Source organism: Bacillus sp. FS02 (assembly GCF_024398395.1).
Lineage (GTDB): Bacteria > Bacillota > Bacilli > Bacillales > Bacillaceae > Bacillus > Bacillus altitudinis.
This window is the reverse complement of record NZ_CP074101.1, coordinates 3,067,848-3,088,561: the sequence shown is the minus strand read 5'-3', so window position 1 is coordinate 3,088,561 and position 20,714 is coordinate 3,067,848. Positions and strand designations below refer to the sequence as shown.

The window sequence follows — 20,714 nt, the reverse complement described above, 5'->3', positions numbered from 1 at the left end:
TAGCAAACTTTTCCTTATGGCAGTTTGCTTTTTTCAAATCGAGCTCGTTCTATGGCACATCTTCATTTTTTCGCCGGTGTTTCTATAGAGGCTCTTTTCCCTTCATGATGCCACTTTTCGTATAATCCACCGATCGCACGAAATGACTCATGGACTCTCTCCACAATCTGTTTATGGATACTAGGGTCATTAGGTAAATGTGTTTGGATGTTGTCCACTTGATATTGTCTCATCATGTCTAGATACACAGTTAGAAAGATGGTGTCTTCTAAAATCCAATATACGACTTCATCCGCCTCTTTTGTTCTTTTATGAAGCACTTTAATCCCTCGTTCATATTGAATAAGAATATAGCCGGATGGATCAATGTCGATATATGGACTCAAATCATCAAAAAAACCAGTCGTTTGAAAAGGACGCGCAACATACGGTTCATATATGTCTTGGGGAAGAGATGTCTTTTTGAGACAACTGTCAATGCGCTTTATGAGTTCGTCTTTTTGCAAGATTTGATTCATTCTGATTCGCCGCCTTTGATGAGTGAAAAGCTGTCAAGGTTTTCCCTGACAGCTTTCTAGAATGTATTCTTCATTTTACAGGAACATGTAAACGGCACCAATAACCGCAAAAGTGCAGGCAACTACAATTAATACTTTGGCTAGTTTTTCCATGTCGTCTCCTTAAATGCCGGCTGCTACTACATAAGACAGCCCAACAGAAATAATGAGTGAAATAAACCCGACCGCTCTATTATCATTCTCAATCTCTTTGTCTACTTTAAATCGTGGTGTTAAAAATTCAAAAATGAAATAGCTGACAAGCAGCATCACAAAGCCGTATACGCCCCATCCGATCATTTGAAGAAGGGAGTTGTGCTGAGCGATGGAATGCTGAAAGACATTGGCAATCCCAAAAATCTTCCCGCCGGTTGCCATAGCAACAGCTAAGTTCCCCCGCTGAATCTCTTCCCAGTTTTTATAGGAGGTCACGAGTTCAAATATGGTAAGAAATAAGACAAGACATAGGACGGCCACGCTGTAATAGGCGGCAATTTCCACAAGTTCATTTTCCCAAAAGGCTTTCATGCGTTTTCTCCTTTTTACTTTAATTCGACGATGGTGACGCCTGATCCTCCCTCGCCTTGTTCTCCAAAACGAGCATTTTTTACACTACGGTGCTGCTTTAATAATTCCTGGACCCCTTTTCTCAAGGCGCCAGTGCCTTTACCGTGAATGATCGACACACGCGGATAGCCAGCTAAGACGGCATCATCTAAGTATTTCTCGACTCTGCTTAAGGCATTCTCATAACGCTCTCCTCTTAAATCAAGCTCAAGTGATACATGATAGTCTTTTCCTTTGACCGCCGTGATGGCTTTCTCTTGTTTAAATTCCGGTGCTGATTTGATAAATTCCATATCTTTTTCTTTTACTTTCATTTTCAGAATGCCCATTTGGACACTCCATTCTTTGTTACCCGTTTGTTCGATGAGCGTTCCTTTTTGGCCAAACGTCAGCACTTTGACTTCATCGCCTGGTTTTAGCTGTCTTGCTGCTTTTTTCACTGGCTCTGGTTTTTTCTTACGGTCAAACTCAGGGACAGCTTCTTCAAGACGCTTCCTCGCATCAATGAGTTCATGTTCTTTGAACGAGCGATGCTCACTTTTAATGGACCGAAGCTCTTGAATAATCTCTTCTGCTTCTTTTGTTGCTTGTTCAATTTTTTCTGCCGCTTTTTGTTCGGCTTCTTCAAGCAGTTTGTCCTTTTGTTCATTCCATTCAAGGATTTGTTTTTGCAATTCTTTATGGAGCTTCTCTGCTTCTTTTCTATAGAATTCCGTCTCATGCAGTTCTTCTTCTGCTTGTTTTTTGCTGTCTTCTAATGAAGCAATCATCTGATCGACTTCATTATGTTCCGCATGCATATCTGCTTTTGCACGGTCAATTAAATGATGAGGCAGTCCTAGACGCTTGGAAATTTCAAATGCATTACTTCGTCCCGGCACCCCAATGAGCAAGCGATATGTAGGGGATAAGGTTTCAATATCAAACTCTACACTCGCATTTGTGACGCCTTCTCGGTTATATCCGTATGCCTTCAGCTCAGGATAGTGAGTCGTTGCGATGACGCGCGCATTTGTTTGATGAACTTCATCTAAGATGCTCATCGCAAGTGCTGCACCTTCAGCAGGATCTGTCCCCGCACCTAATTCATCAAATAACACAAGTGAATTAGACGTCAAATGCTTTAAAATATCCACAATATTGACCATATGAGATGAGAATGTACTCAAGCTCTGTTCAATAGACTGCTCGTCTCCAATATCAGCAAAGACTTGATCGAATACAGCCACTTCTGATCCTTCTTCGACTGGAATATGAAGACCTGCCTGCGTCATCAGCGTAAGAAGTCCAAGTGTTTTTAAAGTGACGGTCTTACCGCCTGTATTTGGACCTGTGATGACGATCGTAGAAAAATCTTTGCCTAGCTCAATATCATTTGCCACAACCTGATCTCGGGGCAATAGGGGATGTCTTGCCCGTTTTAAATAAATCTCCCCTTGGTTATTCACAGTAGGTTTTGTGGCTTTTTCTGCTTTTGCATATTTGGCTTTGGCGAAAATAAAATCTAATGTCTGAAGTTCATTCACATTATGAAGCAATTCATCAATGTGCTCTGACACACTCGCTGTCAGCATTTGCAAAATCTTTTCAATCTCTTGCTTTTCTTTTAGGCGAGTTTGCTGCAAGGTGTTATTTAAATCTACGACCACCTGCGGCTCAATAAAAAGAGTTGCGCCTGAAGAAGATTGATCGTGAACAATCCCCCCATAATTCGAGCGGTACTCTTGTTTTACGGGAATGACAAACCGATCATTACGAATAGTCACAATGGTGTCTGACAGCATTTTCGAGGCAGATTGTGAACGAATCATTGATTCTAATTTATCTCGTACTTTTGATTCTAGTGATCGTAACTGCGTTCGTATGGTGCGGAGGGCTGGCGTTGCGTGATCAAGCACTTCTCCATTATCACCAATACAGCTTTCGATTTCTTTTCTCACGTCTGGCAGTAAAATCAGCGATTCTGCATATGTATGAAGACGCGGTATCTCTACTCCGTCCTCATACATAGAGGCGAGAAAGTGCTTCATGTTTTTTGTGGTATATAACAGCGCCGCAATTTCCATCAGCTCAGCAGGGCTTAATATACTGCCTATTTCTGCTCGTTTGACTCCTCGTCTAATATCCGTTAACCCGCCAAACGGCGCAGATCCTTTTAAACGAATCACATCTTGCGCTTCTGCTACCTCTTCTAGCAGATGCTGAATGCTCTCGATATCTGTGAGTGGTATTAAGTCCTGCGCTTTTTCTTTCCCTAAAGTCGATGCAGTATAGGACATGACTTTTTCTTTTACTTTATGAAATTCTAATGATGCTAACACTTTTTGTTGCAGCATGGTCCAGCCTCCTAACGACTACCTGTCACGCGTTAAAAACTTTTTCATCTCATCGAGAGAAAATGTATTCACGACATTTGCTTTTGGTGTCCAGCCCTTTCTTGCAGCTGTGACACCGACTTCCATATGATCGAGCATGGCGATGTTGTGCGCATCTGTGTTGATCATGATGTTCACACCCGCTTCATTTGCTTTCATTAAATGCTCTGTTTTTAAATCAAGTCTTGACGGGTTGCTGTTGAGTTCCAGTGCAGTGCCCGTTTTCTTCGCAAGCTCTATGAGCTGATCAATATTTAAGGCATAGCCATCTCGTCTACCAATCAAACGGCCTGTTGGATGGGCAATTAAATCCACATGCTGATTATTCAAGGCATTTTCTAGGCGCTCCATAATGACTTCCTCCGGCTGAGAGAAGCTAGAATGAATAGACGCAATGACAAAATCCATGTCTGCTAGAAAGTCATCATCATAATCTAACGATCCATCCGGCAGAATGTCCATTTCGACCCCTTTGAAAATGTAAAAATGCTCGAATTCTTGATTCAGCTTGTCAATTTCTTTTGCTTGCAAACGCAAACGTTCTTTTGTTAAACCGTTTGCTACTTTTAAATATTGTGAGTGGTCTGTGATCGCCATGTATTCATAGCCTTTTGCGATACATGCCTCTGCCATTTCGCGAATAGAAAAAGCGCCATCACTCCATGTCGAGTGCATATGAAGATCGCCTTTGATATCTTTTCGTTCTACAAATTGCATACTTTCTTTATACGTATCAATCTCTGCTCCGGTTTCACGAATTTCTGGCGGAATGAGCGGAAGTTGGAAATGTGCATAAAAAGCGCTTTCGTCTTCAAATGTTTTCACATCCCCAGTTTCGATCGTTTCAACCCCATATTCACTAATACGCTCACCGCGCTCCTTCGCAAGTTGTCGCATACGAATGTTATGATCTTTTGAGCCAGTGAAATGGTGCAGCGTTGTTGCAAATTGGTCTGTTGTCACAAGGCGGAAATCTACACTGATTTCAAAATCAAGTGCAAGAATGACCGATACCTTCGTATCACCGCTCGCAATGACATCTTTGACATCATCAAGAGCAACAAGCTGCTTCCTCACTTGTTCAGGGTTGTCAGTCGCAATGATGTAATCTAAATCTTTGACCGTTTCACGCGCACGTCTTAAACTACCCGCTCTTGAAAAACGGATGATTCCCTCCATCTGTTCCAGTGCATGATCAATTCGCTCTGCCACATCTAATGCAAAGCCAATTGGTAGTCGTTCTGGCTGCTTTCCTGCCTCCTCAAGAGCGGCAAGAATCTTTTCTTCTGTTTTTTTGCCAAACCCAGCAAGCGTTTGTACTTTTTCCGCTTCACATGCTTCTTTTAAAGACTGTGCATCGTGAACACCAAGCTCTTGGTAGAGCTTAGCAATCTTCTTCCCGCCGAGTCCTTGCAATTTTAAGAGCGGGACAAGTCCTTCAGGCACTTCTTTTTTTAATTGTTCGAGTGTTTCAGACTGTCCTTTTTCGATATACTCTGTGATCACAGCAAAGGTTCCTTTTCCAATGCCGGGTAATGCTAATAGGTCATCTATTTGAGAAAGACTGCGGTCATCTTGTTCTAGTGCCGCAGCTGCTTTACGAAAGGCAGAAATTTTAAAAGGATTATCTCCTTTTAGCTCCATATAGACTGCAATTGTTTCAAGAAGTTTGATAATATCTTTTTTATTCATCTCTCATCCTCCAGCCGCTTTGGCATCTTCCTATATAAATATACAAACTTTCCCTTCATCCGACAACTTTCTGTCATGGAATGAGAAAGAACTTCTCCAGGAAAGGAGAAGTTCTTAAACTCCATACGTCGACCAGAGGTCTTTGACAAGACCGGACAGGTAAGGGGTGCTATTTACGATCGCATCTGCTAACATTGATTTGCTCATCATGGTTTGAAGCGCATCGACTGGAAGTAATGCAGCCACAAACAATAGAATAAACACAAATAGATAGGTTTCAAGAAATCCTAAAACAGCGCCAAGCAGTTTGTTGACCTGTTTAATCACAGGGATACTTGCAATGGTTGTGAGCAATCCGCCGATGATAGCGAGCAGGATTTTGGTCAAGATAAACAGAATGATAAACGCAATGGTATTATAATAAGCTGTTTCTAGATTCCCACTAAAGAAAGCAAGCTGCGCTTGACCGCCGCTAAAATTAGGTGCTGGAATCCACGTAAGCTGTGGTGCAAGTGACTGATAAAACATAGAAGCCACTAAAATAGAAACAACAAAGCTAATCAATTTAATAAATTGAAGAATAAACCCGCGTTTTAGACCGACAAGCGTTCCCATAAGAAGCAAAAACAAAATGATGATATCGATCACGGTAATTTCATTCCTTTTCTTTTAGATGAAGCTCTAGTTTTTCGTATTGCTCTTTTAATTTCAAGTAGTCGTGGACGACATTGACTGCTGTCAGTACAGCTAATTTGTTTATATCAAGGTATGGATTTTTTTCATTGATTTCTCTCATTTTATCATCAACAATTGAAGCAACATGTCGCATATGCATCTTCGTTTCTTGACCGATGATCGTATAGGACTGTCCGTAAATCTCAACTGTTGTTTTCGTTTTACCGCCGTCAGACAACGTTTCTCCTCCATTCCACGAGAATCCTAGTCTCTATCATAACATGTTTAGACATTGAATGGAAAGACGAGCCCTTCCCTGTTATGGTACACTTTAGAAATCAATGATATCAAGGTAAAAAGGAGTTATCCACTGTGCCCCAATCCGTCTTAAAAGCAACATCAGAAGACATGAAAAAAATGAAGAGCGTGTACGCTCAGCATTTAACTGACACTTTGCCACCAGGCGCTCTTTTTCAAGCAAAGGTTCCCGGCTGTACGATTACAGCCTACAAATCTGGAAAAGTACTGTTCCAAGGACAAAAGGCAGAAGCTGAAGCAAGTCAGTTCAACCATTTACAAGCAGCTGAAACAAAAAGCAAAAAAACACCATCCATCACACCGTACAGCCCACCACCCGGCATCGCTTCCATGTCGGTTATTGGCTCAGATGAGGTCGGTACTGGCGATTATTTTGGACCCATTACGGTCTGTGCGGCTTATGTTGATTCCAGTCAGCTTGCTCTCATGAAAGAGCTCGGGGTGAAAGACTCAAAAGGACTCAAAGATCCGCAGATTATCAACATTGCCAAAGACTTGATCAAAACCATCCCGTTCAGCCTTCTCGTGCTTCGGAATGAAAAATACAATGCGATGCAGGAAAAGGGCATGAGCCAAGGGAAAATGAAGGCACTGCTTCATAACCAAGTCATCACCTCCGTGCTAGAAAAACTGGATGGCAAGAAACCAGAAGCCATTCTCATTGACCAATTTGCCGAACCAGGCATTTATTTCAGGCACCTTGCGGGGAAAAAGATCATTCGGGAGCGTACATATTTTAGTACGAAAGCAGAAGGCATTCACTTATCAGTTGCTGCAGCTTCTATTATTGCAAGATATGCTTTTTTAATTGAAATGGATAAATTATCAAAAGCAGCGGGCTTTGACATTCCAAAAGGGGCCGGTCCGCATGTTGACAAAGCGGCAGCAAAGCTGATGAAACAGCACGGCGAAGAGGCTTTACGCCAATTTACAAAACTTCATTTTGCCAACACCCAAAAAGCGAAAAAATGGTTATAATCAAAAAAGAGCTATCGCCCATAAAGCGATAGCTCTCAGATTGTTGACAAAGGGCTAAAATGAACTTGATTTTAGCCCTTTGTCTTCTTTTCAGCGTGATAGAAAACCTTTGCAGTCTAGGAAGGACGAGCACTGGCACAGAGCGAATTTGACATTCGTGAGTACCAGCGCGCAGGACTGACAACGAATGCGAGGGTTTGTCTACACGCTAAGAGCTATCGCCCATAAAGCGATAGCTCTTTTTATTATCCGCGCAAGACGGCTTGATACGTATCTTCTAATGCTTTCAATACGTTTGTATGAACAGCCGTGACTTCTTCCTCGGTCAACGTTTGTTCTGGGTTTAAATACTGCAGAGAGAATGCAACAGATTTCTTACCTTCTTCCATATGCTCACCCTCATACACATCAAAGACGGAAAGATCTGTGAGCAATTGGCCGCCAGCTTCATAAATGACTTGCTCTAGCTGTCCGCTTGAAATATGCTGATCGACGACAAGTGCGATGTCTCTTGTCACTGCTGGGAATCTCGGAATAGCCGTATATTTCATATCCTCTGTTTCAGACGTCATTACATCTGTTAAATCAAATTCAAATACATACGTTTCTTTTAAATCTAATTCCTTTTCCACTACTGGATGAAGTGCAGCTACAAAGCCAATCACTTTTCCATTTAAATGAACATCGGCTGTACGTCCTGGGTGAAGACCCTCACGCTCTGCTTGAACATACGTGATCTCTCCTGATACACCAAGCTTTTCAAACAGCCCTTCTGCAATACCCTTCGCTACATAAAAATCGACAGCTTTTTTCTCGCCCTGCCAAAGATTTTTATGCCATAAGCCTGTCAGCGCACCAGCGACATGTTCTTTCTCCACCGGTTTTGCGCCTTCCGTTTCCGCTAAGAAAACAGAACCCGTTTCGTAAAAGGCAAAAGAATCAGCTTGTCTTGCTAAGTTATATGCGACAGAATCAAGTAAGTTTGGCAGAAGGCTTTGTCTCAGCACACTGCGTTCCTCACTCATTGGCAGGGAAAGTCTTGTTTGATAAGCTGGATTTAAAGCAAAGGCTGTGGACTTATGCTGATTCGTTAATGAATACGTAATCGCTTGAGAAAGCCCTGCGCCCTCTAAGAAACGTCTCACCTTTCTGCGCTTCACTTGGTATGGCGTGAGACCGCCAACGGTACCAGCTGTCGCAGGCAGTGTAGATGGAATATTGTCGTATCCGTATAATCTCGCGACTTCTTCAATGAGGTCCTCTTCAATCGTAATATCCATTCTGCGAGAAGGAACCGTTACGACAAGCACATCATTTGATTCGCCCACTGTAAAGCCTAGTTTGTTGAAAATCTGAATCATATCTTCTTTTGAAATGCTCATGCCAAGCACCTTGTTCACACGCTCAGTTGATACGTGGATGACATTCATACTTGTTTCAAGGTGGTTTTCCTCAACTGTACCGCTTAGTACTTCACCGCCTGCATAGGTGCTGATCAATTGAGCTGCTCTTTCGGCTGCTGATTTCGTCCGCTGCGGATCGAGCCCTTTTTCAAATCGTGTGCTTGATTCACTGCGAAGCCCTAAGTCTCTAGATGCTTGACGGACGGTTTGACCGTTGAAATATGCCGCTTCTAAAAGAATCGTTGTCGTCTCATCACGCACCTCTGATTCAAAACCGCCCATGACACCTGCAACAGCATGCGCTTTTGTGCCATTTGTAATGACAAGATGCTTCGAAGACAATGTACGTTCTTGTTCATCCAGAGTTTGAATCATTTCATTTTCAGCCGCTTTACGTACGACCACCTGCTTTGAACCAAAGCGGTCATAATCAAAGGCATGTAGTGGTTGACCGTATTCAAGTAAGACAAAATTCGTAATATCCACGACGTTGTTAATTGGGCGGATACCTGCATTCATCAATCTTGTTTGTATCCAAAGTGGTGCTGGTCCAATCTTTACATTTTTAATGATCTTCGCTGCATAAAGTGGATTCGCTTCTTGATCCTCAATTTTAACAGAAATATAGTCTGCTGCTTTTTCAGAAGAAGTGTCATGCGCTGTATCAGGAAGCTTGATGTCTCTCCCTAAAATGGCGGCAACCTCATAAGCGACACCTAGCATATTAAGGGCATCGGCACGGTTTGGTGTTAAGCCAAGCTCAAGTACCGCGTCATCTAATTGAAGCGCTTGAAGGGCATCATCTCCTGGTTTCACGTCATTCGGGAAAACAAAGATGCCTTCTGCATATTCTTTTGGTACGAGCTTGCTCTCTACGCCTAATTCTTGCAGAGAACAAATCATGCCATGAGACTCTTCACCGCGCAGTTTTGCTTTTTTAATTTTAAAGTTTCCAGGAAGGACTGCACCAACCGTTGCGACAGCCACATGCTGTCCTTTATCCACATTTGGAGCCCCGCATATAATTTGCACCGGTGCGTCTTCGCCGATATCAACAAGACATTTGTTTAATTTATCCGCATTCGGATGCTGTTCACGTTCAATGACGTGTCCAACGACAACGCCTTTGATGCCTTCGCCTTTATACTCAACGGCTTCCACTTCAATTCCGCTTCTTGTGATTTTCTCTGCTAATTCATCCGGCTTGATGCCTTCTAAATCGACATAGTCCTCTAACCATTTATATGAAACAAACATGTTGATTTCCTCCTCTTAGTCCTGCTTAAATTGCTTCGTGAATCTAATATCATTTGTGTAGAAATGACGAATGTCATCTATGCCGTATTTCAGCATCGCAATACGTTCAACACCCATTCCAAAAGCAAAGCCTTGGTAAGTATCTGGATCAAATCCGCTCATTTTTAATACATTCGGGTGAACCATTCCTGCACCTAAAATTTCAATCCAGCCTGTTCCTTTACATACGGAACAGCCTTTCCCGCCGCATTTAAAGCATGACACATCAACTTCAACGGAAGGTTCTGTGAATGGGAAAAAGCTTGGGCGCAGTCTAATTTCACGATCTTCCCCAAACATTTTTCTTGCGACTGTCTCAAGCGTTCCTTTGAGGTCACTCATGCTAATATTGTGATCTACCACAAGTCCTTCAATCTGCATGAATTGATGCGAGTGAGTGGCATCATCGCTGTCACGTCTATATACCTTACCAGGACAGATGATCTTCACAGGACCTTGGCCTTTATATTTCTCAAGTGTACGTGCTTGAACGGGTGATGTTTGTGTTCTCATGAGTGTGTCTTCAGTAATATAGAAGCTGTCCTGCATATCACGTGCAGGGTGTTCTTTTGGAAGATTGAGCGCTTCAAAGTTATAGTAATCTGTTTCCACCTCTGGGCCCTCTTCAACGGTATAGCCCATGCCGATAAATAAATCTTCAATATCTTCTACGACAATCGTTAATGGATGTCTTGCCCCGATTTTGATCGGACTTGCTGGCAATGTGACATCAATGGTTTGAGAAGCCAGTTTCTTTTTCACTTCTTCTGCTTCTAGCTGCTCATTTTTTTCAGCAATGGCACCAGCAATCTGCTCTCTCACTTCATTTGCAAGTGCGCCCATTTTTGGTCTTTCTTCAGCGGAAAGCTTGCCCATTCCGCGCAGCACTTCTGTAATCGGACCTTTTTTCCCTAAATATTGAACACGAATGTCATTGACTTCTTTGAGCGAGCTGGCTGCTTCTACCTTCGCTATCGCTTCTGTTTCAAGCTGTTTTAACGTTTCTTGCATGAGTGTCATCCTCCTTTTAATATACAAAACCGTCTGAATAAACGGGTGTTTGATTGTTTGAAGACAATAAAAAAACCCGCCCCTCCAAAAAAGAAGGGACGAGTTGTGGTCGCGGTACCACCCTTGTTAAGCACAAATATATGTGCGAATAAGCTTCATTGACATAACGGAATCAAACGAATCCGGTCCACCTTTACGCAAAACCTGCGGTCCCGGTGACAACTCCAGAGGTGAATTCCTGTTTCAGCATTCCTTAAATGCACTTTCAGTCTACGATGCATTCTCCCTAATAGGACGCTCCGTGAAACAATCTTCCTCTATCATGGTTTTTAAATATTAGTTTCATTATAGTGAAAAATAGGACGTGATGCAACACTATCCGCGCAAATGATAGACAAGAACCGCTGCTGCCACAGCCACATTTAATGATTCCGCTTGTCCGTACATCGGTACATATAAATTTTGATCTGTGATTTGAAGAATCTCTGGATCAATACCTGCTCCCTCGTTGCCTACAATTAACGCAAATGGACCTTCTGATGCTATGTGTTTATACTCTTTCGCATTTTTTAAAGCAGTGCCATATACAGGTATACCTTGCGCCTTTAATGCTGGAATTGTCTGTTGTAGCGTTTGTTTTAAGATAGGCAGGTGAAAATGAGACCCTTGTGCTGAACGGAGCGTTTTTCCGTTAAACGCATCAACGGTTCCATCCCCTAGAATCACAGCATCAAGCCCCGCTGCATCTGCTGTCCGAATGAGTGTGCCTAAATTCCCCGGATCCTGCACTGCATCTAACAGAAGCATTCGTTCATACTTTTTCTCCTCAAATACAGGAATTGTACAAACCGCTGCGATTTGCTGAGGTGTTTCCGTTTCCGTCATCGCAGTAAAAGCCTCTTCACTTAATTCATACAGCTCAATGTCAGGCTCGATGTCAGCAGGGAGCATGTCAGGCGTTGCGACCATTAACTCTTTTACAACCCCGCTTTTCAATGCTTCTTCTACTAAGTGTTTTCCTTCAACAAGGAACAGCCCTGTTTTCGTTCGTTCTTTTTTTGTATGGAGCTTTTTCCATTGTTTAATGTGTGCGTTTTTAGCTGATTCTATATATTTCAAGCGACTTTAACTCCTTTAAATATCATGAATTTATTATATCTCAAGCACACTACATAATAAACCTGTCTTTGAGACAGAATAGGGCTATCACCATCAAAAAAGGAGTGTGGGCAATGGATTTTAATTTAAGAGGCGCAGTCATTCAAAACATCACTGGCCATAATCAAGAGCAGCTTGAGCATACGATTTTAGATGCGATTCAAAGTGGCGAGGAAAAAATGCTGCCAGGTCTTGGCGTTTTGTTTGAGGTGTTATGGCAAGAGGCATCAGAAGATGAAAAAAATGAAATTCTTGAAACATTGGAGCAGGGCTTAAAGCCTGAGCATCAGCAATAACAAGAAGCCGGTTTGCTTATCTATGAGCAAGCCGGCTTTGTTCATTTAGCCAGTGATTGGTGTCTCCATTCGAAGAGCTGGATCGCGCCAAATCTCGATCCATTTTTTAATAGCGAACACGATAATGACAAAACCTAAAATCAGCATAATCATCGAAAGCACGGCGTTCAGTACACTGTAGCCAGATGCTTCAGGATTGAGATAGACATTCGCAACCATCCAATAACCCGCATAATTCACCGTCACATATAAGTAAGCAAGTGGAATTAAACAAGTCAACATATACCGTCTTTTATCCGCAATTTTTAACACAACCGTCGCCCCAATGATTAATCCGACCGAGGCCATTAGCTGGTTTGACACGCCAAAGAGTGCCCAAATGGACCCAATGTCTCCAGAGTAAAGCAAGTATCCCCACATAAAACAAGCAAGTGCACTTGCAAAGACTGACCCTGGTACCCAGTCATTTCGTTTCAGCGGTTTATATGCTTCTCCAAAGAAGTCTTGGATCAAATATCGCGCGACACGGGTTCCTGCGTCAATCGCCGTTAAAATAAAGACGGCTTCAAACATAATCACGAATTGGAAGAAATAAGAGGCCAAATGACTAAAGAACGGAATACCCGTAAAGATGTACGCCATCCCTACAGCTAATGTAACAGCTCCACCTGTTCTTCCTTCTAAGTCAAGACCGATTTCTTTGCTTAGTTGAGGAAGATTCTCGACACTCATACCAAGCGTACGGAACACTTCAGGTGTACTATTAATTGCAAAATAATCTCCCGGATGAAGCGCAGTAGCGGCAATTAACGCCATGATTCCCACTAAACATTCTACGAGCATCGCGCCAAACGCCACCGGCTTCATATCACTCCAACGATCTAGCATTTTTGGCGTTGTGCCAGAGCCAACAAATGCATGAAAACCAGAAATCGCACCACAAGCAATGGTAATCGAAATAAAAGGCCATACAGGTCCAGCTAAGACAGGCCCTCCTCCATTTACAAACTCCGTAAACGCCGGAAATTGGATGGTTGGATTAACCACAAAGATTCCCGCAATCAGCGCGATGAAAACACCAATTTTCATAAAACTGCTTAAATAGTCTCTTGGTGCCAAAAGCAACCAAACCGGCAGGGCCGCAGCAAAGAACGCATAGATTGGCAGGGCAAGAGCAAGCGTTTTTGTATCAAGTGTTAACAAATCTCCAAGTGCTGTTCCTTGAATATTCGGTCCAAGGAATACCCCCAACATCAGTAATATGAATCCCGCAGATGTCGCCAGCTTTAAATTGCCTGTCTTTTTATAATAAAGGCCGACTCCCATCGCTATTGGAATGGTAATACCAACTGCAAAGGTTCCCCAAGGATTTCGTTCTAAAGCATGAAGCACAACCATGGACAGTCCTGCCATTGTAATTGTAATAATAAATAACATGGCGAGCCCTGTGCAAAATCCTGCAACAGGACCAAGCTCCTCTTTCGCTACCTCGGATAGTGATTTCCCCTTTTTTCGCATCGAAGCAAACAAGACCACAAGATCATGAACAGCTCCGCCAATCACCGCTCCAATTAAGAGCCAAAGGAGACCAGGTAAATACCCAAATTGTGCGGCTAAAATCGGACCAACTAATGGACCAGCAGCGGCAATTGCAGCAAAGTGATGCCCAAATGTGACCCATTTGTTTGTTGGCACATAATCTTTCCCATCCTCGAGTGCATGAGCCGGTGTAGGATGATCATCTGTGACCTTTAGTACCTTCACCATCATAAACGTGCCATAGAGGCGATAGGCAATCGCTAAAATACACATCGATCCTATCACAATTGAAACCGCATTCATTTAACCATCCCCTTTGTATAAACAATTTGTTACAAATATAACATAAATTGAGTGATTTTTCTTTCTTTTAAAACCTAGTTGACAAATAGGAATAATTGATTTAATCTAAAATAAGCTTCACCTACTTCCATAAACTCTCTTTTGACAGAGCCTCAATTGGCTCTGTCCTTTTTATTGATTTCATCTTACATAAACACAAGATAGATCACATGTGCCTTCCTCACTAGAAAAATATCACTTCATTTACTGAAAACAGTTCTTTTGACACAACTTACATTCCAAAGTTCATTTCCTGGGAAATTCAACGCAATTAAAAAACCTTTCCCCATACTGAGGAAAGGTTTTATCATTAAGAACCGTACGTAATTTGTTCGACCGTTTTTTGATCAAGTCTTTTGATGACTTCTGTTAAAAGCTTCACCGCATTTTCATAATCATCTCGATGAATCATGGCTGCATGGGTATGAATATATCTGCTTGGAATCCCGATGGATAGTGATGGAACGCCATGACCTGTTAAGTGAATACCTCCAGCATCTGTTCCTCCACCTGGCATGGAATCATATTGATAAGGAATGTTTAATTCATCTGCAGTTTGGACAACAAAATCGCGAAGCCCTTTATGAGAAACCATGGAAGCGTCGAACACAACAATCGTTGGTCCTTTGCCAAGTTTGCTTGTTGCTTCTTTTTCAGTAATACCTGGTGTATCACCTGCTACTCCAACATCAATAGCAAATCCAATATCAGGCTGGATGGTAGCTGCAGCTGTTTTAGCTCCACGTAAGCCAACTTCCTCTTGGACAGTTGCTACACTGTATGCAATATTTTCATGCTGAGTATCCTTTAAATTCTTCATGACATCAATCGCTACTGCACAGCCGATACGGTTGTCCCAGGCTTTTGCAAGAAGCATTTTTTCGTCATTCATTACCGTAAACTCAAAGTAAGGTACGATTTGATCTCCAGGGAGGACGCCCCATTCCATTGCCTGTTCTTTGCTCGAAGCCCCAATATCAATGAACATATCTGTGATTTCGATTGATTTCTTTCGTGCTTCTGGTGATAAAACATGTGGCGGTTTAGAACCAATCACACCTGTAATGTCTCCTTTTTTCGTCACAATGGTGACACGCTGCGCCAGCATAACTTGAGACCACCAGCCACCGACCGTTTGAAAACGAATATAGCCTTTGTCATCGATTTTTGTCACCATGAATCCTACTTCATCTAAGTGACCAGCAAGCATCACTTTAGGCCCATTTGCATTTCCTTCCTTCTTAGCAATTAAGCTGCCAAGGCGGTCTGTAGAGACTTCATCCGCATATGTTTCTATGTATGACTGCATGACTTTTTTTACATCACGTTCATTTCCTGGAATCCCTTTTGCATCCGTTAGGTCTTTCAGCATAGTTAATGTTTGATCTAGTTTTGTCATTCTGTGTATCCTCCTTTTTCTTCATGGTGCATTCTTATTATACAAAACCTCTTTCGTTCAATACGATCTTTTTATGAATATTTTTTCGTTAATCGAAATATTTTTTTTAAAAAAGTTGAAACCTTTTGTCTTTCTCATTCGTAGTACATCAGATAACGGTATTGGAGGTGCATCCTGTCATGTTTGTCATCCTCATTAGACTTGCTCTTGTTGCATTGCTTGTCTATATATTCTACATGGCGGTAAAATTCTTCTCAAACCCGAGAAGAAAGCTGAAACAAGCACAATTAAAAGAAGGCTTTTATTTTATGGACGAACAGCAAAATGCCCGTAAAAATTTTAATTTCGTCTATAAAGGTGTCTTGTTTGAAGGGGAGAAGCATGTTCCTTCTAAGGATCATCCTCTGTTTGTCCACTCCATTTACGTTTGGACGGAGTCACCTGAGAAGCTAAATGAATTCACATTAGAAGACTTTGAAAAACTTGAGGACAACATCATTGAACGGTATCCTCAAACAAAAATTGATTGGGATCAGCCCATCAAAAAAATCAAACAAAAAAAGGGAGCAGATACGCCGACTTAACGGCGTCTGCTCCCTTTTCAGATGAGATTGAGATAGACCAATATCACCAATTGGACAACAATTAAAGCAGGCATACCCATTTGAAAGGCAGGATGCTTCGTTTTATGACGGAAATACTGCATGCCAAGAAATGACCCAGCAGCACCAAAAAGTACTGCGGCACTCCATAAGTGCGCTTCTGATATTCTCCATTTGTGTGCTTTCGCTCGGCGTTTATCCTCTCCCATGAGACAAAACCCATAGACATTGACCAAGATGAGCAGCACGATCAGAGCGATATTCATTGATTTCACCTCACATGATGAGAAAAAAAGATCACTCCTTGGCGGAATGATCTTTTATATGACTTACTTGTCTAGTTGTGCTTTTGCAGCATCAGCAAGCTGGTTGAATGCGTTTAGGTCATTCACAGCAAGATCAGCAAGCATTTTGCGGTTTACTTCGATACCAGAAAGCTTTAAGCCATGCATTAAACGGCTGTAAGAAAGACCGTTCATACGAGCTGCAGCATTGATACGAGTGATCCATAGTTTACGGAAGTCACGTTTTTTCTGACGACGGTCACGGAAAGCGTAGTTTCCAGATTTCATCACCTGTTGGTTTGCTACTTTATATAATCTATGTTTTGAACCGAAATAACCTTTTGCTAATTTAAGAACCTTTTTACGACGCTGACGCGACACAGTTCCGCCTTTTACTCTTGGCATTGTAATTCCCTCCTATGTTTCCTATTCCAGATTACTTGATGTTTGCAAGTTGTTGTTTGATACGTTTGAAATCTCCAGCACTTACGATTGCGCTCTTACGCAATTTACGTTTTTGCTTTGTAGATTTGTTAGCGAACAAGTGACTTGTGTACGCATGAGAACGTTTAAGTTTACCAGAACCTGTTTTTTTGAAACGTTTAGCAGATCCGCGGTGAGTTTTCATTTTTGGCATTGGATGTTTCCTCCCTCTGTTACTTTTACTTTTCGACTTTTGGTGCAAGCATGAGGAACATGCTGCGTCCGTCCATCTTAGGTTTTGTTTCTACTGTTGCTACTTCAGCGCAAGCTTCAGAGAAACGGTCTAACACGCGCTGTCCGATTTCTTTATGCGTAATCGCACGGCCTTTAAAGCGGATAGAAGCTTTCACTTTATCTCCCTTTTCAAGGAATTTGATTGCATTACGGAGCTTCGTGTTAAAATCATGTTCATCGATTGTCGGGCTCAACCGAACTTCTTTTAAGCTAATGATTTTTTGATTCTTACGTGCCTCTTTTTCCTTCTTCTGTTGTTCGAATCGGAACTTACCATAGTCCATGATTCGGCAAACAGGTGGTTTTGCATTTGCAGCAACTAACACAAGGTCAAGATTGGCTTTCGTAGCAATTTCCAGAGCTTCCTGGCGGGTTTTAATCCCAAGCTGATCGCCATTTTGTCCGATCAAACGAACTTCACGCGCACGAATACCTTCATTAACTAATTGATCTTTGCTAATAGTGAGCCACCTCCATGAGATTTTGAATTGAGTTCACAATTCATTTTGACCATTTCGTTGTATGTTTTACAGGCAAACAAAAAGTGTGGGCATATAAAACACCCACACTGCGAACATTTGCATGAAAAAATAAATGTACGGTCAACCTGTCAACTACAAACATGTGTCAATCAGGTGAGAAGCGGGTGCTTCTGCTTGTGATATCTATTCAATTCGTTAACTATTCTACACAATTTTCATTTGTCCGTCAAGTAACCGAACTCTTGAAACAACTTTTTCATTTTAGCATGACGAAACGATTTGGGCAAGCCTTATTTAAAAAGAAATAAAGTCTCTTCAAATCCTTCAATTTTTCATTATCACACCGATATAAATCAAGTTGTATACATAAATAAACAAAAATATAAATCATATTCCATATAAAAAAGGATTATATATCTATTTTTTCAAAAAAATGATTGATTTTATAATTCTTTAGACTTATCATTGGAGAAGTATTCAAATTCATTTAATAAATTAAGGAAAAGTAGGGGATTTATTTGAAAAAGTTTTTTAAGATTGGGTGTCTTAGTATCATTATTCTCATTTTGATTATTATCTTTGTATCTTGTATGGCTGGGGGCGGCAGCAAAAAAGATAATACATCAAATACTGGTTCTAAAAATGCAGTAACGAGTAGCGAAAAGAAAAATGATAAAGAAAAAACGCATAAAATTGGAGATAAAGTAGCAGTCGAAGATTTTACTTATCAAGTAAACAGCGTAACAGAAGCGAAATCTTTACAAAAACAGTATATGAGCGATGTAACGACAGACGGCAAATTTGTGATTGTTGAAGTAACGGTCAAAAATACAGGTAAAAAAGGCAGAATGGTAGATACTGAGATGTTCAGGTTAATTGGCAAAGACGGCACAGAATACAAATCACTTGCAACAAATAATATGTATGTAAATGATACCGATTCAAGTTTCTTCTTAAAACAAATAAATCCTAAATTATCTAAAAAAGGCAGAATTGCTTTTGAAGTTCCAAACGAAAAGAAATTCTCGCTTCAAGTCTCATCAGGATTAGGATGGACTGGCGGTAAGTATAAGACCATTGATTTATCAAAATAATGTAAGAGTGCACATTTTTGTGCACTTTTTTTATTACTAAATAATCTATTTAAACTCTAAAACTTCTATTGTAAAATGAACATGAGCCTGTCACATGCAATTGAGGGTAACTACATACATAACAAGGGAGAAGATCATGAAAGCCGTATTTTTCGATTTAGATGATACTTTGCTTTGGGATGAAAAAAGCATTCATACCACTTTTCAGGAAACATGCAGGGAAGCGGAAAAGAAATATGGACTTGATCCAGAATCGTTTGAACAGATTGTGCGTGAAGAAGCAAGAAAGCTGTACTCTTCTTATGAAACATATGATTATACTGTCATGATTGGCATTAATCCTTTTGAAGGACTGTGGTCCAATTTTAGTGAGCCGATTAGCGAAGGCTTTCAAAAGCTGAACGCCCTTGCACCAGAGTATCGCAAAAACGCTTGGACAAACGGCTTAAAAGAGGCAGGAATTGACGATGAAGCATTTGGTCAATACTTAGCAGATTTCTTTGCAGCAGAGCGCAGAAAACGCCCGTATGTCTATGAAGAAACGTATCCTGTTTTAGAGCGCCTGAAGGGCAACTATGAATTACTTCTTTTAACAAATGGAGATCCTAGTCTGCAAAAAGAAAAACTTGCAGGTGTTCCGGAACTTGCCCCTTACTTTAATGAAATTGTGATTTCAGGAGATTACGGGAAAGGAAAGCCTGATCCTGGCATCTTTGAGCACTGCCTTCAGCTGTTAAATCTCACAAAAGATGATGTCATCATGGTAGGAGATAATCCAAAAACAGATATTCTCGGCGCTTCTCGCGCTGGCATCCAAACCGTTTGGATCAATCGTCATGGCAAGAAAAATGAAACAGATGTGACACCAGATTATGAAATTAAAGACTTACACGAATTGTTTGATATTTTAAAATAAACCATAGGAAAAACACCCTTCTCCTGATCGAGATTGGGTGTTTTTTCGTTTTCGGCTATACAATTGCTGCTAAACTTTGTGCTTGACGATCTAAGCCGCGTGCTGCTTCTCCTACATTCATGAATTCCTCGCTTGCCTGCTTGACAAGATCCCGGTTTGTAAACACACTTGTCTTTGCACGGCTTGTTCCGTTGCTGACCTTTTCAACTTCTAAATGGATCGCCTTCACATAACGATCCACCTTTACGATCGCTTCCTTTGAATCTGTCGCAAGCTTACGGATTTCTGCCGCGACGACACTAAAGCCATTTCCATAGGAACCCGCATGCGCAGCTTCTATGGCCGCGTTCAATGCGAGCAGCTGCGTTTGGGAAGCGATACTGTTAATCGTTGTAGCAATTGAGCTGATCGACTCCACCTGCTCTGTTAACCCTTCTAGCAAACTCATGTTTTGATCCGTTTCATTCGCAATATGTTCAAAAGAAGCATTTACACTTTGACTATGCTGGATGCCGATTTCCGCTCGCTCCATTAATTTTGCAGACATATCTTTTAGGTCTTCTACTACCTGCTTCATTGTGTTTTCTCTCTCCGTAATATCTGTTGCCACTTTCACGACAGCCACTACGTTCCCCTCTTCATTGAGCACTGGTGTATACGTCGCTTCAAGCCATAAGGTGTCACCGTACTTCGTGATCCGCTGCACCTTTTCCTGAAACACTTGACCATTTTTCAAACGCTTCCAAAACATTTGATAACTTGCGTCTTCTGCAATATGCGGAGGACAAAACTGTCTATGCTTTAAACCAATCATTTCTTCCTTTGAATATTTCATGGCTTTTGCAAAAATATCATTGACCCATAGGACCTTACCTGTGACATCAAATTCAATCATCGCCAGTGAGTGCTCTAACGCACGAAGCACAGCTGATTGCTCCAATACTTGTGTTGATGAAGTGTTTGTTGTTTGAATCATCGCTTTCATTCCCCCAATTTGCCTCTCTCTAATAGTA

At 41.5% G+C, this 20,714-nt stretch carries 21 protein-coding genes and 1 other annotated feature; of the genes, 5 read left to right on the top strand and 16 right to left on the bottom strand.

Annotation, left to right across the window (positions count from 1 at the left end; genetic code table 11):
• Positions 1–62: 62 nt before the first annotated feature.
• The 6 genes from KFQ09_RS15780 to zapA all read right to left on the bottom strand — a co-directional run bounded on the left by KFQ09_RS15780 (position 63) and on the right by zapA (position 6,104).
• Complete coding sequence (locus KFQ09_RS15780; protein WP_035701944.1) at positions 63–518, bottom strand: Imm63 family immunity protein; 456 nt, start codon at positions 516–518, stop codon at positions 63–65.
• A 162-nt stretch (positions 519–680) separates the two neighbouring features.
• The gene (locus tag KFQ09_RS15775) at positions 681–1,085 is read right to left on the bottom strand and encodes a DUF350 domain-containing protein (protein ID WP_008345990.1); all 405 of its coding nucleotides are present in this window, start codon (positions 1,083–1,085) and stop codon (positions 681–683) included.
• Positions 1,086–1,099: 14 nt separating this feature from the next.
• Positions 1,100–3,457 (bottom strand): endonuclease MutS2, encoded by a 2,358-nt coding sequence (locus KFQ09_RS15770; protein WP_110487358.1) that lies wholly within the window; start codon positions 3,455–3,457, stop codon positions 1,100–1,102.
• A 21-nt stretch (positions 3,458–3,478) separates the two neighbouring features.
• Positions 3,479–5,191 carry a DNA polymerase/3'-5' exonuclease PolX gene (gene polX / locus KFQ09_RS15765; RefSeq protein WP_110487333.1) on the bottom strand — a complete coding sequence of 571 codons (1,713 nt, stop codon included), beginning with the start codon at positions 5,189–5,191 and terminating at the stop codon, positions 3,479–3,481.
• A gap of 114 nt (positions 5,192–5,305) precedes the next feature.
• Positions 5,306–5,839, bottom strand: a complete 534-nt coding sequence (locus KFQ09_RS15760) for a CvpA family protein (protein WP_110487334.1) — start codon at positions 5,837–5,839, stop codon at positions 5,306–5,308.
• A gap of 7 nt (positions 5,840–5,846) precedes the next feature.
• A complete protein-coding gene (gene zapA / locus KFQ09_RS15755) occupies positions 5,847–6,104 on the bottom strand; it encodes a cell division protein ZapA (RefSeq protein WP_008345998.1) in 258 nt (85 codons plus the stop codon).
• A 134-nt stretch (positions 6,105–6,238) separates the two neighbouring features.
• Here zapA and rnhC point away from each other — a divergent pair, with 134 nt between their 5' ends.
• Entirely contained in the window at positions 6,239–7,162 is a 924-nt protein-coding gene (gene rnhC, locus KFQ09_RS15750; protein WP_110487335.1) for a ribonuclease HIII, read from the top strand.
• Between the two features lie 245 nt (positions 7,163–7,407).
• On the opposite strand, the gene pheT is transcribed toward rnhC, so the two are convergent.
• The 3 genes from pheT to KFQ09_RS15735 all read right to left on the bottom strand — a co-directional run bounded on the left by pheT (position 7,408) and on the right by KFQ09_RS15735 (position 11,991).
• Positions 7,408–9,822, bottom strand: coding sequence for a phenylalanine--tRNA ligase subunit beta (gene pheT / locus KFQ09_RS15745; protein ID WP_060832548.1), 2,415 nt, complete (start codon positions 9,820–9,822; stop codon positions 7,408–7,410).
• A 15-nt stretch (positions 9,823–9,837) separates the two neighbouring features.
• The gene (pheS, locus tag KFQ09_RS15740) at positions 9,838–10,872 is read right to left on the bottom strand and encodes a phenylalanine--tRNA ligase subunit alpha (RefSeq protein WP_008346004.1); all 1,035 of its coding nucleotides are present in this window, start codon (positions 10,870–10,872) and stop codon (positions 9,838–9,840) included.
• 375 nt (positions 10,873–11,247) lie between these two features.
• Positions 11,248–11,991: a TrmH family RNA methyltransferase gene (locus KFQ09_RS15735; protein WP_079919758.1), complete on the bottom strand. Its 744-nt coding sequence runs from the start codon at positions 11,989–11,991 to the stop codon at positions 11,248–11,250.
• A 113-nt stretch (positions 11,992–12,104) separates the two neighbouring features.
• On the opposite strand from KFQ09_RS15735, the gene sspI reads away from it, so the two are divergent.
• A complete protein-coding gene (gene sspI / locus KFQ09_RS15730) occupies positions 12,105–12,326 on the top strand; it encodes a small acid-soluble spore protein SspI (RefSeq protein ID WP_008346010.1) in 222 nt (73 codons plus the stop codon).
• Positions 12,327–12,371: 45 nt separating this feature from the next.
• Here the strand turns inward: sspI and cstA are convergent, their stop codons facing one another.
• Entirely contained in the window at positions 12,372–14,168 is a 1,797-nt protein-coding gene (gene cstA, locus KFQ09_RS15725) for a carbon starvation protein CstA (RefSeq protein ID WP_039168858.1), read from the bottom strand.
• 349 nt (positions 14,169–14,517) lie between these two features.
• Positions 14,518–15,606: a M42 family metallopeptidase gene (locus KFQ09_RS15720; protein ID WP_017358255.1), complete on the bottom strand. Its 1,089-nt coding sequence runs from the start codon at positions 15,604–15,606 to the stop codon at positions 14,518–14,520.
• Positions 15,607–15,785: 179 nt separating this feature from the next.
• Here KFQ09_RS15720 and KFQ09_RS15715 point away from each other — a divergent pair, with 179 nt between their 5' ends.
• The gene (locus KFQ09_RS15715) at positions 15,786–16,190 is read left to right on the top strand and encodes a hypothetical protein (RefSeq protein ID WP_046527305.1); all 405 of its coding nucleotides are present in this window, start codon (positions 15,786–15,788) and stop codon (positions 16,188–16,190) included.
• Positions 16,191–16,207: 17 nt separating this feature from the next.
• On the opposite strand, the gene KFQ09_RS15710 is transcribed toward KFQ09_RS15715, so the two are convergent.
• The 4 genes from KFQ09_RS15710 to infC form a co-directional block, all read right to left on the bottom strand.
• Positions 16,208–16,474, bottom strand: a complete 267-nt coding sequence (locus KFQ09_RS15710; RefSeq protein ID WP_008346019.1) for a DUF1294 domain-containing protein — start codon at positions 16,472–16,474, stop codon at positions 16,208–16,210.
• Between the two features lie 63 nt (positions 16,475–16,537).
• Entirely contained in the window at positions 16,538–16,897 is a 360-nt protein-coding gene (gene rplT / locus KFQ09_RS15705) for a 50S ribosomal protein L20 (protein WP_007501659.1), read from the bottom strand.
• A gap of 31 nt (positions 16,898–16,928) precedes the next feature.
• The gene (gene rpmI / locus KFQ09_RS15700; RefSeq protein ID WP_003216324.1) at positions 16,929–17,129 is read right to left on the bottom strand and encodes a 50S ribosomal protein L35; all 201 of its coding nucleotides are present in this window, start codon (positions 17,127–17,129) and stop codon (positions 16,929–16,931) included.
• Positions 17,130–17,154: 25 nt separating this feature from the next.
• Complete coding sequence (gene infC / locus KFQ09_RS15695; protein ID WP_024718649.1) at positions 17,155–17,670, bottom strand: translation initiation factor IF-3; 516 nt, start codon at positions 17,668–17,670, stop codon at positions 17,155–17,157.
• A 71-nt stretch (positions 17,671–17,741) separates the two neighbouring features.
• Positions 17,742–17,873: a sequence feature (ribosomal protein L20 leader region), on the bottom strand.
• Positions 17,874–18,209: 336 nt separating this feature from the next.
• Here infC and KFQ09_RS15690 point away from each other — a divergent pair.
• Together KFQ09_RS15690 and KFQ09_RS15685 are read left to right on the top strand one after the other, a co-directional pair.
• On the top strand, positions 18,210–18,785 hold the full coding sequence (locus tag KFQ09_RS15690; RefSeq protein ID WP_017358258.1) for a DUF4352 domain-containing protein: 576 nt from the start codon (positions 18,210–18,212) through the stop codon (positions 18,783–18,785).
• 136 nt (positions 18,786–18,921) lie between these two features.
• Positions 18,922–19,701: an HAD family hydrolase gene (locus KFQ09_RS15685; RefSeq protein ID WP_017358259.1), complete on the top strand. Its 780-nt coding sequence runs from the start codon at positions 18,922–18,924 to the stop codon at positions 19,699–19,701.
• Between the two features lie 55 nt (positions 19,702–19,756).
• Here the strand turns inward: KFQ09_RS15685 and KFQ09_RS15680 are convergent, their stop codons facing one another.
• Complete coding sequence (locus KFQ09_RS15680) at positions 19,757–20,677, bottom strand: methyl-accepting chemotaxis protein (protein WP_017358260.1); 921 nt, start codon at positions 20,675–20,677, stop codon at positions 19,757–19,759.
• Positions 20,678–20,714 lie beyond the last annotated feature (37 nt).

Coding starts and splice junctions, on each gene's coding strand:
- KFQ09_RS15680 (WP_017358260.1), bottom strand. CDS start 20,677: ATGATTCAAACAACAAACACTTCATCAACACAAGTATTGGAGCAATCA.
- cstA (WP_039168858.1), bottom strand. CDS start 14,168: ATGAATGCGGTTTCAATTGTGATAGGATCGATGTGTATTTTAGCGATT.
- sspI (WP_008346010.1), top strand. CDS start 12,105: ATGGATTTTAATTTAAGAGGCGCAGTCATTCAAAACATCACTGGCCAT.
- KFQ09_RS15720 (WP_017358255.1), bottom strand. CDS start 15,606: ATGACAAAACTAGATCAAACATTAACTATGCTGAAAGACCTAACGGAT.
- rplT (WP_007501659.1), bottom strand. CDS start 16,897: ATGCCAAGAGTAAAAGGCGGAACTGTGTCGCGTCAGCGTCGTAAAAAG.
- KFQ09_RS15780 (WP_035701944.1), bottom strand. CDS start 518: ATGAATCAAATCTTGCAAAAAGACGAACTCATAAAGCGCATTGACAGT.
- KFQ09_RS15775 (WP_008345990.1), bottom strand. CDS start 1,085: ATGAAAGCCTTTTGGGAAAATGAACTTGTGGAAATTGCCGCCTATTAC.
- KFQ09_RS15685 (WP_017358259.1), top strand. CDS start 18,922: ATGAAAGCCGTATTTTTCGATTTAGATGATACTTTGCTTTGGGATGAA.
- polX (WP_110487333.1), bottom strand. CDS start 5,191: ATGAATAAAAAAGATATTATCAAACTTCTTGAAACAATTGCAGTCTAT.
- rpmI (WP_003216324.1), bottom strand. CDS start 17,129: ATGCCAAAAATGAAAACTCACCGCGGATCTGCTAAACGTTTCAAAAAA.
- KFQ09_RS15715 (WP_046527305.1), top strand. CDS start 15,786: ATGTTTGTCATCCTCATTAGACTTGCTCTTGTTGCATTGCTTGTCTAT.
- pheS (WP_008346004.1), bottom strand. CDS start 10,872: ATGCAAGAAACGTTAAAACAGCTTGAAACAGAAGCGATAGCGAAGGTA.
- pheT (WP_060832548.1), bottom strand. CDS start 9,822: ATGTTTGTTTCATATAAATGGTTAGAGGACTATGTCGATTTAGAAGGC.
- KFQ09_RS15710 (WP_008346019.1), bottom strand. CDS start 16,474: ATGAATATCGCTCTGATCGTGCTGCTCATCTTGGTCAATGTCTATGGG.